The following is a 13,640-nucleotide window of genomic DNA, read 5'->3' as shown; positions in this document are numbered from 1 at the left end:
GTGCCGTCGCGCTAAATGTCGGCTCTCATTTCAGACGCAAAAAAGCCTCAGCAGCCCGGAACAACTTTGGCGTCCGCGTGTTTATTCGGCCCCGGGGTGCGCCTTGCCCAAGACGCATGACGGGCTTGCCGACCGCCGGTATTCGAGGAGCATTTTCGCTGATTGCTTCGATCATTTGCACTCGCTCCGAAGTGCCCGTTATTGAGTGGCAGGCCCGTTGTTTGATGACTCGTTTTCTCCTCCGCCAACCCTTGACCTTAGAGTAAACGAGTGCTCCGGCTGAGTGTCATCATCTGCGTGATCGCGCTGGTCGGGACGGCGCTGTCCGGCTTGGCGGCCTATCGTGTTCACGACCAGGAGCTGGTTCTCGACCGCATTGCACTGGCGCGTGCCATCGACGTCCATGCCAGCCTCGTCCAGGACCGGCTGACCGAGCGCGAACTGCTGGCCCGGGTGGCCTCTGGTCTGTTCAGGGCGCCGTCCGTGATCAAGGCCAATATGCTGGAGCCGCTGCGGTCGTCGATCTACGCGTTCAAGACCGATTTCGTGGTGGCGTCCTGGATCGCGCGTCTGCGTCCGGACGAGCTTCCGGTCGCGCAGGCCGAACTGCGCCAGGCGGGCTTTCCCAATCCCACGATCCGCAACTACGACGATACGCCGCTCGGTCCGAACGTCGATCGACCGCTCGACGTCCTGATGGATCTCGAGCCGCGCAATGCCGAGACCTCCCGGCTTCCCGGCATCGCGCTCGATCGGCAGCCCATCGTCGGACCGATGCTGGCGCGAGCCATGGCTGAGGGCAAGCCCGTGGCTTCCGACCCGACGCCGCTGGTGCGGGCCAACGGTGCGGTCGGGATCGTCCTGGCGGCTCCTGTGGTTCCGCAGGGGGCGACCGTGCCGGCGGGCTTCGTGACGTTCTCCTACGAGATCGGCCCGCTGCTGCTGACCAATGACGATCTCTCGCTGTTTTCGGTCGCGTTGAAGGACCCGCGGAATGCGTCCGACGAACTGGTCGCCAACGATCAGGGGATGGTGACGAGCCGGACGCGTGGCCCCGACGATCCGGCGCCGTCCTCGATCCGCACCGTGACCTTCGGCAATCACGATTGGTCGCTGGTGTATTACGCCAAGAGCAATGCCGTACGGCGCGCGCAACAGACCGCGGTGATCATCGGCGTCATCGGGCTGGCACTGACCGGCATCATCTGCGGGCTGTTCGGCTATGTCGCTTACAACAATCTGCGGCTCAGCCGGGAGATCCAGGTCCGGATCGGCTTCGAGCGCCGCCTGACGGCCGTCATCGACGAGTTGAACCACAGGGTGAAGAACATCCTCGCGGTGATCCAGTCCATCGTGACGCGCACGCTCCGTCACGGCACCGATATCGACGTCGCGCGTGAGCTCCTGATCGGGCGGATTCATGCGATGTCGAACGTGGTGACGCTGCTGAGCGAGAGTCAGTGGCAGGGCGTTCAGCTGCGCGGTCTGTTCGAAGCCCGCGCGATCCCGCATGCCGAGCGGATTGCCGTCAGCGGCCCCGACATCACCGTGAGCGCGCGCGCCGCTCAGAGCCTGTCGCTGCTGTTCTTCGAGCTCGCCTCGCATTCTGACGAAGGGCTTTCGCTGGTCGGCAAGCACCCGCACATCACCGCGAAATGGGAAGTGACGGGAGAGGAGCCGAACGCCGTCTTCCACTTCCGCTGGGAGGAGCTCAACACCAGCGAGGCGACGCGCAGGCCGGACAGCGATTTCGGCCTGATCCTGCTCGACCGCGTCGCTCCGGAGGCGCTCGGTGGCACGTCCAGGCGCTCCTTCACCGAGGCCAGCTACGTCTACGAGCTGACGGCGCCGATGGAGACCGTCATCGACATGACGGAGCGCGACCGCACCGAACAGTTCTCGGCACCGGTACATCCGCCGCGTTGAGCCGCAGGGCTCCAGCAGAGATTGATGCCAAGCGTCGGACACAACGAAGAAGAGGCGGCTCGATGGGAGCCGCCTCTTTTAATCTTCAGATACCGGCGAGGTATCAGCCGCCGCTGCCGCCGATGACCGCTCGCACCGTCTCATCAGGGCCGAAATCCTCGGCACCGTCGACGTAGAGCAGCGCTGCGAGCTTCGAGCGCGCGCGGTTGACGCGGCTCTTGATGGTGCCCACGGCGCAGCCGCAGATGGCGGCCGCATCCTCGTAAGAGAATCCGGAGGCGCCGACCAGGATCAGCGCTTCGCGTTGGTCCTGAGGCAGTTTTTCCAGTGCCGCGCGGAACTCCTCGAACTCGAGATGCGCCCCTTGCGAGGGATGCGTCTTGAGCGTCTTGGCGTAGTTGCCTTCCGCGTCTTCGACTTCGCGCCGACGTTTGCGGTAGTCGGAGCGGAACAGGTTGCGCAGAATCGTGAACAACCACGCGGGCAGATTGGAGCCCGGTTGAAACGAGTCGATGTTTGCCAAAGCCCGGAGCAACGTTTCCTGGACCAAGTCGTCGGCGCGATCACTATTACCGCTCAGGGAAATCGCAAAGGCGCGGAGACTTGGGACGGCTGCGAGGATATCGTCCCGCAAGGAATCAGTGAGAGGCATTCACTCCCTCCCGTCGTTCTGGTCATTGGATCCCCCGCCGTTCTCTACGTGGGATGGTGCTGCCGGCGCATCAAGCTTGCGAACCAAATCTGCAAACCGGTCGGGAACCCCCTGACGGACGACATCATCGTACATCGCGCGGAGTTGATGACCGATCCGTGATTGGATCTCCGTGTTGAGTCCGCCGGGCTTGCGCGGTGCCGCATTCTTGCTGGCTTGAGACTTTACATCTTTCATGACCTTTTCCACGTTTCCCCGAGAGTTAAGTCCCTGAAGCTTCAAGAATTATCCTCGCCATCGAGGGGGTCTGATCGGGAACTAATGCAACCGGCCGACAAAAGTTCCCGACGTTTGTGGAACTTTTCGTCGGTTCAGGCGTAAACAGCCCATCATGGAACCGGGGCGGAAGCCCAGAATACCAAATGGAGTGGGGATGAGCCGATCACAGCTAGTTGCTGAACATTTGCCGCTGTTGCGCCGGTATGCGCGTGCCCTCACCGGGAGCCAAGGTTCCGGAGACGCCTATGTCGGCGCGATGCTGGAGGCTCTGATCCAGGATCCGGCCTTGCTGGACGAACGGTATGGTCCGCGCGCGGGCCTGTTCCGGCTGTTTACGCAGATCTGGAATTCAGTTGCCTTGAACGACGACGCCGAAGTGGCGACGTTACCGATGCCGCCGGAGCGTCGCCTGTCCAACATCACGCCGCTCCCCAGGCAGGCATTCCTGCTGCTGTCTCTGGAGGGGTTTCCCGAAGAGGAAGTGTCGTTCATCCTCGACATCGACGTCGCTGAGACCCGCCGGCTCGCCGACGCCGCCGGCCGTGAGCTCGCCGCCGAGATCGCGACCGACGTGCTCATCATCGAGGACGAGACCTTCATCGCGATGGACATCGAGAGCCTGGTCAAGAATCTCGGTCACAACGTCATTGGCGTCGCGCGGACGCATGCCGATGCGGTGGCGCTCGCCAAGAACAAGAAGCCGGGCCTGATCCTCGCCGACATTCAGCTCGCCGACGGCTCGTCGGGTCTCGATGCGGTCAACGAGCTGTTGCGGACCTTCGAGGTTCCGGTGGTCTTCATCACCGCCTACCCGGAGCGCTTCCTCACCGGCGAGCGGCCTGAGCCCGCGTTCCTGATCTCGAAGCCGTTCCAGCCGGCCATGGTCTCGGCAGTGGCCAGCCAGGCGCTGTTCTTCCAGCGCAACTCGCGCAACCGGATGCCCAAGCCTGCGGCCTGACCGGCCTTGTAAAGTATGAGAGATCCGGGCGCGCTCCTTGCGGGGCGCGCTTTGTTTTTGGAGCGGTCGTGTTTTTGGATCGGTCGCAAGAAGCCCGCGTCAGCAGGAACGACAGACGCCGTTGAGCCTTGCCTGCTGCGCGATACGATGGTTCGGCCTGGTGTGATCGAGCTCCGACGTCCGCCGCGGAGCGAAGACGACCGGCAAGAGCAGGGTCAGATCGCTATCAGGCAGGTCGGGCGGCGGTGGGGGAAACGGCTGAGCCCGCTCGACCATGGCCAGCGCCTCCTGATCCAGCGCCGGATCGCCGGTGCTTTCCGTCAGGGCTGCGGAGAGCAGGCGTCCTGCGCGGTCGATCTGGAAAACGACTTTCGCACTCCCGCCCTGGTCGGTTGCCTGGAGGGGGTAGCGGCGGCTGGCCTTCAATTGCTGGAGGAGAGCCTTGATCCAGTTGTCCTTGGCGCTGTCGGCCGCGCCGATGCCCGGACATAGCCCGAGGAGGATCAGCGCCAGTCCAAAGGTGTGCCACCCGATACGGAAACCCGACGTCTTCAGCATTTGCGTCCCCAAGCGCAAGTCTCAACGCCGCCGCGCCTGCCGAAATATACCGTTGGGAAAACCGGGCTGGAACCGCTGTCAGGCCACCATCTGGACCTGAAAAGAATGCGGGGCACCGTCGGCATCACCACGACGGTGCCCCGCGTCGCCGGTCAATGGGGCAGGGGGAATAACCGGCTGTCGAGATGACGCGCGAGCCTCAAGGTCGTTCCCATTAGCTCGAATTTTTTTCGAAAAAGCGTCGCTCATTAGGACACGGTTAAGTGATTTGCCCGTCCGCGAACCGGGCTCCGGCGACTTACGTTGAAATGCCGAGTGCCTGTGAGGCGCGGGGAGCAGACAATGTCGCAGACGGGAAAAGTCGTTGTTTTGGGCACGCTCGCAGCTTCGGCCCTGATGCTCGCGGGTGCAATGCAATTTGCCGCCGGGCACGACCTCACCGCCGATCTGCGGGGGCAGACGTCTTCCAACGACCTCCTCGAGGAGACGTCGAGCACCGTGAACCGGACGGCCAAAGCAGACCGGGTTGGTCTCGTTGCCGAGGTGCCGCCGACGAAGACCGTCTCGATCAAGCTCGCAGCCTTCGCGGACACGTCGTTCCTGTTGCGGCTCCCGATCGCAGCGTCGAGCACGGCGGCCGGTCAGCGGAGCGCGCCGCAGGGATCGCAGACCATCAGCGCCCAGAATGAGCGTCGAGGAGCGGCAAGGCAGCCGGTTGCCTGCGAGCCGTCTGTTTCCGTGCTGACCGAGATCGCGAAGCGACTGCAGCCGGGGCGTTGCGTGACGTGAGCACCCCGCCTGCGCCTTCGGTACATCGATATGCAGCAAGCTAAGTCGATATGCAGCAGGCTAAAAGGCCTCAAGCTTCAAACCAAAATCCTCAACGTTCAAACCTCAGGCCTGCGGGCGGCCGCTATTCCGCCGGCTCCGCTGTACTCTCGGCCATCTGGCTCCGAGCGAGAAGGCCGAGCGCCAAGCCACCCACCGCAAGAATGGGAACCAGACGCTTGACCCCGATCATGCGGACGATCTGCAGGCCGCTCGCCAGCAGCACCGGATCTGCGAGGAAAGACTGGGCGGCCGAGCGCGCCGCTTCGGCCGGACGTGCAACGCGCGCGACAACCGAGCGCTTGCGCACCATGTAGCTGATGACTGCAATCAACGTGACGACGAAGAAGATCGCAGCCCCCGTGAGGCACGCTGCGACCGGTCCATGGCGCTGCAGTACCGCAACGAAGGCGGCGGCGCACAGAAAACAGGTGGTGACGAATAATCCGACGGCCGCCGCAAACGCCAGGGACGTCAGCCGGACGGTATGGCCGGTCGTTTCCTTGACCTCTGCAATCATGCGCTGAAGCATCTTTCTTCTCCCAAGTTGACGCCCGCGGCGATGCGATAAAATGGATCGGCGCCGAATTGGCGCCGATCCGATCATGGATTAGATGGGTCTGCGCGACGCTCAGCGCTTCCAGGTCACGCCGATCAGGAAGCCCAAACCAAGCGCAAGGCCGACGGTCGCGAGTGGACGCTGTGCGATCACGTCCTCGAGCCGCTCCTCGAGAGAGTTGGCGGCATCATGGGCCGCACCGAGCATGGCGCTGCCGCGTTCGGACACGTCATCGAGCGTCTGGTCCATGTTCTCGCGTGCCTGGCGATAGCCGCTGCGCGCCTGCTTGCCGGCCTGACCGGCGAAGGCGTTGAGTGCGTCGGTGATCTGGTCGGTGAGAGCTGCGATATCGTTCTTCACGGCGTGGACATCCTTTTGCAAGCGGTCATAGTTCGCTTTGTCGGTGAGGTCTTTCAGAGCGGTATCACCATCGGTTGGTGGCATTTGGAGGCTCCCGGCGCGAGGCGCTTCAAGTCTGTCGGAAAACGCCCCTTGAGCGGGGAGGTTCCCGAAATGAAACGGAATTAGTCCGAAGGGAGTTGCGGCGAGGTGTCGGGCAGCAAATGCTCCTTCAGGATCAGTCCGACGATCAGCAGCGGCGAGGCGAGGAAAGCTCCCATCGGTCCCCACAGCCACGTCCAGAATGCGAGTGCGATGAAGACCGCCAGCGCATTGACCGCGAGCCGCCTGCCGATGATCGTCGGCGTGACGAAGTGGCCTTCCATGAAGGTGATCACCGCGAACAAGAGCGGTGCGACCATGCCGCCGCTCAAGGTCGGGAACGTGATCACGCCGACCACCACCAGCACGGCGAATGTCGCGATCGGCCCGATGATCGGAACGAAGTTGAGCGTCGCCGCAAGTGCGCCGAGGCCGGCCGGATTGGGCATGCCGGCGACCGCGCAGGCGATGCCCGCTGCAATACCGACGCCAGCGTTGATGAGGGTGACGGTCAACAGATAGTTGCCGAGATGCAGCTCGAGCTCGTTCAGAATGCGCAGCGTCCGCAGTCGCGCATCGTGATCGCCGAAGGTCATGATCAACGTCCGCCGCAGGTCGCGCCAGCTTGCGATGAAGAGGACGAGCGTGGCGAAGAACAGAAGAAATTCGGTGAAGGTCGGCGACAGGAATTCGATCGTCGGCTGCACCCAGTCGAACTTCGGCAGCTCCAGGCTGCTCGTCTGCGCGCTTCCGCCGCCGATCGCGGTCTGCATCTCGTGCCAAAGCGCGATCGGCCGATCGAACACGTGCAACTTGGCTTTCAGTTGGGTCGCGAGTTCGGGAAGCCGGTTGGTCCAGTCGAGCACGGGGGCCGAGATCAGGCCGATGATGAAGGCGAGGCCTGCGGCGACGGCGATCACGATCAGGACGGCCCCGACGCTGCGCGGGACGCGATAGCGCTCCAGGAAGTTCGCCGCCGGCGACAGCATGGTGCCGACCACGAAGGCCATGACGATGGGAAGGAAGAATCCCCGCGCAACATACAGGACGCCGGTGACGCAGATTGCGGTGAGAACGACCAGCGCAATCGCGACGATCTCGGTGCGCTTGATGACGGGTGGTTGTTCGTGACGGCTGTCGCTGAGGGCAGAACTCTCGTTGCCGCTTCCGAGCAGCCGCTCGGTGGGAAGTACACGGACCATGCTTTCCCCGGGCCAAGTTCTTGATGCGCAGCTTGCCGTCGCGACGTTGTTCACAACAGCCGAAGCCGCCGCGGGTTCCGTCGCGAGAACGTGAAAGGCGTGCGCTTGACTAACGCCGGCAAACCACATTGGCGCCGGAACTGAGGCGGCCCGTATGACGTTGGTAGGGCAATCATGCATCACAGCGATGCGCTCGACAGGGGGCCTCCCATGACACAGCTCGTTTCCAGCCAGCGCTGCGCGTTGCAGCGGACCGCATCGATGATCGCTATCGCAGCCGCGCTTTTGCTTGCGCCAGGAATCACAGCGGCGCGAGCGCAGAGCCTTGGATATGCGCCGGTCGAGCAGCAGGCATTTCCGCCGGACGATGCGAACGACCCTGCGGTCGCGCAGGATGAGGACAGCCAGCTGCCGGACCGGCTGCGCCGCACGATCGTCAATATCGACACCCGCGAGGCACCGGGCACGATCATCATCGATACCGGTCACACCTATCTCTACTACGTGCTCGGCGGCGGCCGCGCGCTGCGCTATGGCGTCGGCGTCGGTCGCGAGGGCTTCACCTGGTCCGGCGTGCAGAGCGTGACGCGCAAGGCGGAGTGGCCCGACTGGCATCCGCCGGCACAGATGATCGCGCGCCAGCCCTATCTGCCGCGCTTCATGGCCGGCGGCCCCGGCAACCCGCTCGGCGCGCGGGCGATGTATCTCGGCTCCAGCGAGTACCGCATCCACGGCACCAATGATCCGACCACGATCGGCAAGTTCGTGTCGTCGGGCTGCATCCGCCTCACCAATGAGGACGTCGCCGATCTGTTCGGCCGGGTGCAGGTGGGCACCAGGGTCGTGGTGCTGCCGAAGGGCGCCTCGTTGCAGGCCGACAACGGACAGCGGAGCGCCCGGCGCGTGACCTCGCTGCCGTCCGGGCGACAGGCGATGTCGCTGCCCGTCGCCGCCGTCAACTGATCGGAGCGAGGGATCATGACGAGCCGACGGACGATTGCGGTCGCTGCAGCAGCAATGGCCGCCACAGGCGCCCTCGCGGGGCCGACCGCGGCCAGCGCGCAGGATTTCTTCTCCGCGCTGTTCGGCGGCTTCAACGCGCCCCAGCGGGCCGCGCCGCAGCCGTACATTCGCATGCCGTTCGCGGATGAAACTCCCGCGCCGCGGCCGGCGCCGCGCGGCGATGTCAGCTATCGCGGCGGTGGTGGCGGCGGCGTCGCCTGGTGCGTGCGCACCTGCGACGGCCGCTATTTCCCGCTCGGCGCCACCGGCGACCAGAGCAAGGAGGCGGCGTGCAACAGCTTCTGCCCGGCCTCCAAGACCGAGATCGTCTATGGCAGCGCCATCGACAATGCCGAGACGGATGGCGGCAAGCCGTATTCGACGCTGCCGAACGCATTCAAGTATCGCACCGAAATCGTCGACGGCTGCACCTGCAACGGCAAGGACCATTTCGGCCTCGCCAAAGTGTCGATCGACAACGATCCCACCCTGCGTAAGGGCGACGTGGTCGCCAGCGATGACGGCCTCAAGGTCGCCAACCGCAGCAGCGGCGGCAAACGCGCCGAGCTGAACTTCTCCCCGGCGCCCGCAGCGCTGCGGGCCAAGTACGAGCGGGCGCCGGTGATGGCGTCCGACTGACCTCTGCGACGCTTCCTTGTGCCGCGCGGATGCAGCCAGCTCAGGTTCACAGGTTCCGACAACGGAACCAACGACGATCCTGTGGGTTAGGTCGGTCAGCGCCAGCGCAGTCGTCAACACGTTCAGGGGCCGTCCATGCTCATCAGTGCTCTCGTCACCTTCCTCGTCGTCATCCTCATCCTCTATTTGATCAACCTGTTGCCGCTCGACGGCCGCGCCAAGCAGATCTGCCGTGTCGTGGTGATCGTGCTCGGCGTCATCTCGCTGCTGCGCTTCATCGCTGTGATATGATCTGGCATCATGTTACCTTCTGCTGATCAAAAAAAAGCCCCGGCGTCTGGCCGGGGCTTTGTCGTATCAGGCCTGTGCTTTTGCCTCCCGCCGTCGCGCGGTGAGGATGTACTCGGTGTAGCCGTTCGGCTGGGTGCGGCCCTCGAACACGAGATCGCACGCTGCCTTGAACGCCACGCCGTCGAAGCCGGGCGCCATCGGCTGATAGAGCGCATCGCCGGCATTCTGCTTGTCGACGACCACCGCCATGCGCTTGAGCGAATCCATCACCTGGTCCTTGCTGACCACGCCATGATGCAGCCAGTTGGCGAGATGCTGGCTGGAGATGCGCAACGTGGCGCGGTCTTCCATCAGGCCGACGTCGTGAATGTCCGGCACCTTGGAGCAGCCGACGCCCTGGTCGATCCAGCGCACGACATAGCCGAGAATGCCCTGGCAGTTGTTGTCGATCTCCTGGCGGACGTCATCCGGCGCCCAGTTGGAGTTCGACACCGGGATGGTCAGGATATCGCCGAGCTTGGCGCGCGGGCCGCCCTTGGTGAGCTCGTCCTGGCGGGCGTGCACGTTGACCTGGTGATAGTGCAGCGCATGCAGCGTGGCCGCGGTCGGCGACGGCACCCAGGCGGTGGTGGCGCCGGCGGAGGGATGACCGATCTTCTGCGCCAGCATGTCCGCCATCTTGTCCGGCGCGGCCCACATGCCCTTGCCGATCTGGGCGTGGCCGGGGAGACCGTCGATCAGGCCCATGTCGACGTTCCAGTCCTCATAGGCCTTGATCCAGGGCTGCGCCTTCATCTCGTTCTTGCGGATCATCGGACCCGCTTCCATCGAGGTGTGGATCTCGTCGCCGGTGCGGTCGAGGAAGCCGGTGTTGATGAAGACGATACGCTTCGAGGCGGCCTGGATGCAGGCCTTGAGGTTGACGGTGGTGCGGCGCTCCTCGTCCATGATGCCGACCTTCATGCTGTTCTCGGGCAGGCCGAGCAGCTTCTCGACGCGCGCGAACAGCTCCACGGTGAGTGCGACCTCATCGGGACCGTGCATCTTCGGCTTCACGATGTAGATCGAGCCGGTGCGGCTGTTCTTGGTCTTCGCGAGGCCCTTGAGGTCGTGGATCGCGAGCAGGCCGGTGACGGCGGCATCGAGAATGCCTTCCGGAATCTCCTCGCCATCGGCGCCGAGCACGGCGTCGGTGAACATGTGATGTCCGCAGTTGCGGATCAGCAGCAGGCTGCGGCCGTGCAGGGTGAGCGTGCCGCCGGACGGCGTGGTGTAGCTGCGGTCGCTGTTCAAGGCGCGCGTGAGCGTCTTGCCGCCCTTCTCGAAGTCGGCCGACAGCGTGCCGTTCATCAGGCCGAGCGTGTTGCGATAGACCAGAACCTTGTCCTCGGCGTCGACGGCGGCGACCGAGTCCTCCATGTCGAGGATGGTCGAGACCGCGGCCTCCAGGATCATGTCGGACACGCCGGCCGGATCGTCCTTGCCGATGACGTGGCTGCGGTCGATCACGACCTCTATGTGCAGGCCGTTGTTGGCGAGCAGGATCACGCTCGGTGCGTCGGCCGAGCCCTGGTAGCCGGCGAACTGGTCGGCGTTCTTCAGCGCGGTGGCATTGCCGCTCTTCAGCTTGGCTGAGAGCTGGCCGGCGATGACGCTATAGGCCGTGACGTCGGTGTGGCTGCCGGTGGCGAGCGGCGCGGCGGCGTCGAGGAACGCCTTGGCCTTGGCGATCACCTTGTCGCCCCTGGCCTTGTTGTAACCCTTGCCGCCCTCGCTCGGATCATGCGGGATGGCGTCGGTGCCGTAGAAGGCATCGTACAGCGAGCCCCAGCGCGCATTGGCGGCGTTCAGCGCATAGCGGGCGTTGGTCAGCGGCACCACCAGCTGCGGGCCGCAAATCTTGCCGATCTCCTCGTCGACGTTTGCCGTCTCGACCTTGTGGGTCGCGGGCTCCGGCAGGAGGTAGCCGATCTCCTTCAAAAACGCCGTATAGGCGCCGAGGTCGAACGCCTTTCCCTTGTTGGCGAGATGCCAGGCGTCGATCTTGTCCTGCAGGTCGTCGCGGTACTTGAGCAGTTGGCGGTTTTTGGGACCGAGATCGCGCAGGATCGCGGCCAGCCCGGCCCAGAACGCGTCCGGATCGATTCCCGTCTTGGGGGCCGCCTCCTTGGCGATGAAGTCGAACAGAACCGGGGCGATCTTCAGTCCATGGGCGTCGATACGGGTCATGATGAGACGTTTCTCTCGGGTCAAAGCGACGTTGCGCGTGATTTTGGCATGCTGAAATGGCCGCCAACGCTGGGCGGCGTGTGCAGTGCATTTAACGCCAAAGCGGGGGCCAAGGAAGGGGGAGGGGGTATGGCAGATGGTCGGGGGAGAGGCACGGCCGGTTTGGCCTGGGCGCTTCCGGAACAATCCGCGCCCGCCGGGTTTGATCCTGCCGCCGTTCCGACCGCTGTTACCGCAGGTCCGCCGCCCCGCCGGAGCTGTCGCCATCGCTACCGCTGTCATCACCCGCGAAAGCGGGTGATCCAGTACGCCGCGGCCTCTCGGGAGCCCGCTGGCATCTCTGGAATACTGGATCGCCCGGTCGAGCCGGGCGATGACAGCGGAGGGTGGGGATGGAGCGCCCAACTCACAGCGATGATAGTTCGTCGAAATCATACTCATGCGACTTTAGGCTCGCGGCGCGCATTCGCGTCCGAGCTTTGCTCTTGCTCGCCCCTCGATCACGAGAGGCGCAGGGAAGGCCGGGTGCTGGCTGCACCCATGGCCCGCCTGCAGAAAAAAAGCAGGCGGCAGTCACCACAGGTACGAGCCGGACATCCGGCCTTCCCTGCGCGATGGATTTACGGTTGCTCCGTGGTCTCCCCGGTGCGCCGGGCTTTCTGGTCACCGTTGCCCACGCAGCGCGTTGGCGCTTCGCAGACGTGGCATCAGCATCGGGATGCCAGGACCCCACGGCTTGGCCGTGCGCCCCGGGACTGTCCGCCAGCATGATCGCTCACGCCGCAGCCCAAAGCGCCCACCGCATCCCGCACCCGACGTCCGTGACGGTCGCGAACTGTCCCTCGTGTGGGACGGGATGGGCAGAGATAAACATGATTTCCGAAAAAAAGAAAGAAGAATATTTTTGCGGCGGGGACTGGACAGGGCGAATCAGGTTGAACCGGCAGACGAATTCGGGCTTTTCTGCGCAGTGATCTACGGTCGCACATTCAGATAGCCCGTCAACATGGAGGTCACGCGCGTGGTGATGCAGGCGGCCGTGAAGGAGCTTCTGTCGCTCGGTCCGTTTCCGCCTTCAGCTGTGGCGGATATTGCAACTCTCGAGAAGATCGAGGCGGCGTTAGAGAAGATCCAGCCGCCCATCAGCGAAGACGATGCGAAGGCCCTGGTCGGCCTGCTAGGATCAGACGATTGCTTTGGCTTGGCATGGACGCTTGTTCACCTCATCGAAACCGCCCCGGGCTGGCCAATCGAGGATGCGCTTGAGGGGCGGTCCGGGATGTGGATCGAGGTAATGAATACCAGATCGTACCGATAGCGCAGTTCATGAGCTGTGCGTCACGCCGAGTCTCCCATCCGCCGCGGGCGACTCCTCTTAAAGCAGGATGCATGTTAGTCTTGGCCGACGATCGGATGCCGCTATGCAGATTGCCGCTCATGACCGCTCAGGCCGGATGTCAGCCTCGGAGTTCCGCAGCTTCCAGGCGCGGCGGCCGGATCATGAGCGTTGGGAGCTGGTCGGGGGTGTGGCCATGATGATGACCCCGCCGACCATCGCGCACAACCAGATCGCCAGCAATCTCGAACGGCTGCTCAACGATGCACTGGCGCGGCACGCGCCGGAATGGCTGGCCGCGCAACGGCCGGGGCTCGATCTCGGCGCCGGCGAGTTCAGGCCAGAGCCGGACGTCGGCGTGATCGATGCGGACTACGACCCAGGCCAGCGTTTCGTCGACAAGGCCTATCTGCTGGCCGAGGTCATTTCCGATACCGATGAGGTGATCGTGCCCGGCACCGACCGGCGCTGGATCGAGGTCAAGCGCGAACTGTACCGCGCGCATCCGCATTGCGTGGCCGTGCTGGTGATTGCGCAGGCTCGGATGGAGGTCATGCTTGAGCTCAGAGGCAGTGGAGGTTGGACGTCGATTTCGCTCGAAGCGGGCGACGAGCTGTCGCTTCCTACCTTCGGTCTGGTGTGCCGGGTGGCCGACCTCTACGAACGAACGCCGGTGCTACGTGATTAGTTCGTGGGGTGGGCAAAGCCGAGCCCGCGAATCGCGCGGGAGCGGCGTGCCC

The 13,640-nt window shown here is 64.2% G+C and carries 15 protein-coding genes; 8 read left to right on the top strand and 7 right to left on the bottom strand.

From position 1 onward, the window contains the following. The first annotated feature begins 270 nt into the window (after positions 1-270). Positions 271-1,926 carry a CHASE domain-containing protein gene (locus ACQR1B_RS08740; RefSeq protein WP_434832202.1) on the top strand — a complete coding sequence of 552 codons (1,656 nt, stop codon included), beginning with the start codon at positions 271-273 and terminating at the stop codon, positions 1,924-1,926. Between the two features lie 103 nt (positions 1,927-2,029). On the opposite strand, the gene ACQR1B_RS08735 is transcribed toward ACQR1B_RS08740, so the two are convergent. Together ACQR1B_RS08735 and ACQR1B_RS08730 are read right to left on the bottom strand one after the other, a co-directional pair. Further along, positions 2,030-2,578: a sigma-70 family RNA polymerase sigma factor gene (locus ACQR1B_RS08735; RefSeq protein ID WP_434832201.1), complete on the bottom strand. Its 549-nt coding sequence runs from the start codon at positions 2,576-2,578 to the stop codon at positions 2,030-2,032. After that, complete coding sequence (locus tag ACQR1B_RS08730; RefSeq protein ID WP_434832200.1) at positions 2,579-2,815, bottom strand: NepR family anti-sigma factor; 237 nt, start codon at positions 2,813-2,815, stop codon at positions 2,579-2,581. 196 nt (positions 2,816-3,011) lie between these two features. On the opposite strand from ACQR1B_RS08730, the gene ACQR1B_RS08725 reads away from it, so the two are divergent. After that, positions 3,012-3,815 (top strand): response regulator, encoded by an 804-nt coding sequence (locus ACQR1B_RS08725; RefSeq protein WP_434832199.1) that lies wholly within the window; start codon positions 3,012-3,014, stop codon positions 3,813-3,815. A 99-nt stretch (positions 3,816-3,914) separates the two neighbouring features. Here ACQR1B_RS08725 and ACQR1B_RS08720 read toward each other — a convergent pair whose 3' ends face one another. After that, entirely contained in the window at positions 3,915-4,373 is a 459-nt protein-coding gene (locus tag ACQR1B_RS08720; RefSeq protein WP_434832198.1) for an energy transducer TonB, read from the bottom strand. A 342-nt stretch (positions 4,374-4,715) separates the two neighbouring features. Between ACQR1B_RS08720 and ACQR1B_RS08715 the strand changes: the two genes are divergently transcribed. Further along, positions 4,716-5,162 carry a hypothetical protein gene (locus tag ACQR1B_RS08715; protein WP_434832197.1) on the top strand — a complete coding sequence of 149 codons (447 nt, stop codon included), beginning with the start codon at positions 4,716-4,718 and terminating at the stop codon, positions 5,160-5,162. Between the two features lie 124 nt (positions 5,163-5,286). Here the strand turns inward: ACQR1B_RS08715 and ACQR1B_RS08710 are convergent, their stop codons facing one another. The 3 genes from ACQR1B_RS08710 to ACQR1B_RS08700 all read right to left on the bottom strand — a co-directional run bounded on the left by ACQR1B_RS08710 (position 5,287) and on the right by ACQR1B_RS08700 (position 7,403). Continuing rightward, the gene (locus ACQR1B_RS08710; protein WP_434832196.1) at positions 5,287-5,733 is read right to left on the bottom strand and encodes a hypothetical protein; all 447 of its coding nucleotides are present in this window, start codon (positions 5,731-5,733) and stop codon (positions 5,287-5,289) included. Positions 5,734-5,832: 99 nt separating this feature from the next. Next, positions 5,833-6,204 carry a DUF883 family protein gene (locus ACQR1B_RS08705; RefSeq protein ID WP_434832195.1) on the bottom strand — a complete coding sequence of 124 codons (372 nt, stop codon included), beginning with the start codon at positions 6,202-6,204 and terminating at the stop codon, positions 5,833-5,835. A gap of 80 nt (positions 6,205-6,284) precedes the next feature. Further along, positions 6,285-7,403: an AI-2E family transporter gene (locus tag ACQR1B_RS08700; RefSeq protein WP_434832194.1), complete on the bottom strand. Its 1,119-nt coding sequence runs from the start codon at positions 7,401-7,403 to the stop codon at positions 6,285-6,287. 210 nt (positions 7,404-7,613) lie between these two features. Here ACQR1B_RS08700 and ACQR1B_RS08695 point away from each other — a divergent pair, with 210 nt between their 5' ends. From ACQR1B_RS08695 to ACQR1B_RS08685, 3 genes are all read left to right on the top strand, one after another. After that, the gene (locus tag ACQR1B_RS08695; RefSeq protein WP_434832193.1) at positions 7,614-8,366 is read left to right on the top strand and encodes a L,D-transpeptidase; all 753 of its coding nucleotides are present in this window, start codon (positions 7,614-7,616) and stop codon (positions 8,364-8,366) included. Between the two features lie 15 nt (positions 8,367-8,381). After that, positions 8,382-9,044, top strand: a complete 663-nt coding sequence (locus ACQR1B_RS08690) for a DUF2865 domain-containing protein (protein WP_434832192.1) — start codon at positions 8,382-8,384, stop codon at positions 9,042-9,044. 135 nt (positions 9,045-9,179) lie between these two features. Further along, the gene (locus tag ACQR1B_RS08685) at positions 9,180-9,335 is read left to right on the top strand and encodes a Thivi_2564 family membrane protein (RefSeq protein WP_434832191.1); all 156 of its coding nucleotides are present in this window, start codon (positions 9,180-9,182) and stop codon (positions 9,333-9,335) included. 66 nt (positions 9,336-9,401) lie between these two features. Here the strand turns inward: ACQR1B_RS08685 and ACQR1B_RS08680 are convergent, their stop codons facing one another. Continuing rightward, the gene (locus ACQR1B_RS08680) at positions 9,402-11,564 is read right to left on the bottom strand and encodes a malate synthase G (RefSeq protein ID WP_434832190.1); all 2,163 of its coding nucleotides are present in this window, start codon (positions 11,562-11,564) and stop codon (positions 9,402-9,404) included. A 1,021-nt stretch (positions 11,565-12,585) separates the two neighbouring features. On the opposite strand from ACQR1B_RS08680, the gene ACQR1B_RS08675 reads away from it, so the two are divergent. Next, positions 12,586-12,882: a hypothetical protein gene (locus ACQR1B_RS08675; protein ID WP_434871383.1), complete on the top strand. Its 297-nt coding sequence runs from the start codon at positions 12,586-12,588 to the stop codon at positions 12,880-12,882. 103 nt (positions 12,883-12,985) lie between these two features. Continuing rightward, a complete protein-coding gene (locus ACQR1B_RS08670) occupies positions 12,986-13,588 on the top strand; it encodes a Uma2 family endonuclease (protein ID WP_434832188.1) in 603 nt (200 codons plus the stop codon). Positions 13,589-13,640 lie beyond the last annotated feature (52 nt).

The sequence above is a fragment of the Bradyrhizobium oligotrophicum genome (assembly GCF_051168495.1).
Taxonomy (GTDB): Bacteria; Pseudomonadota; Alphaproteobacteria; order Rhizobiales; family Xanthobacteraceae; genus Bradyrhizobium; species Bradyrhizobium oligotrophicum_A.
This window is presented reverse-complemented; position numbering and strand designations above follow the sequence as displayed.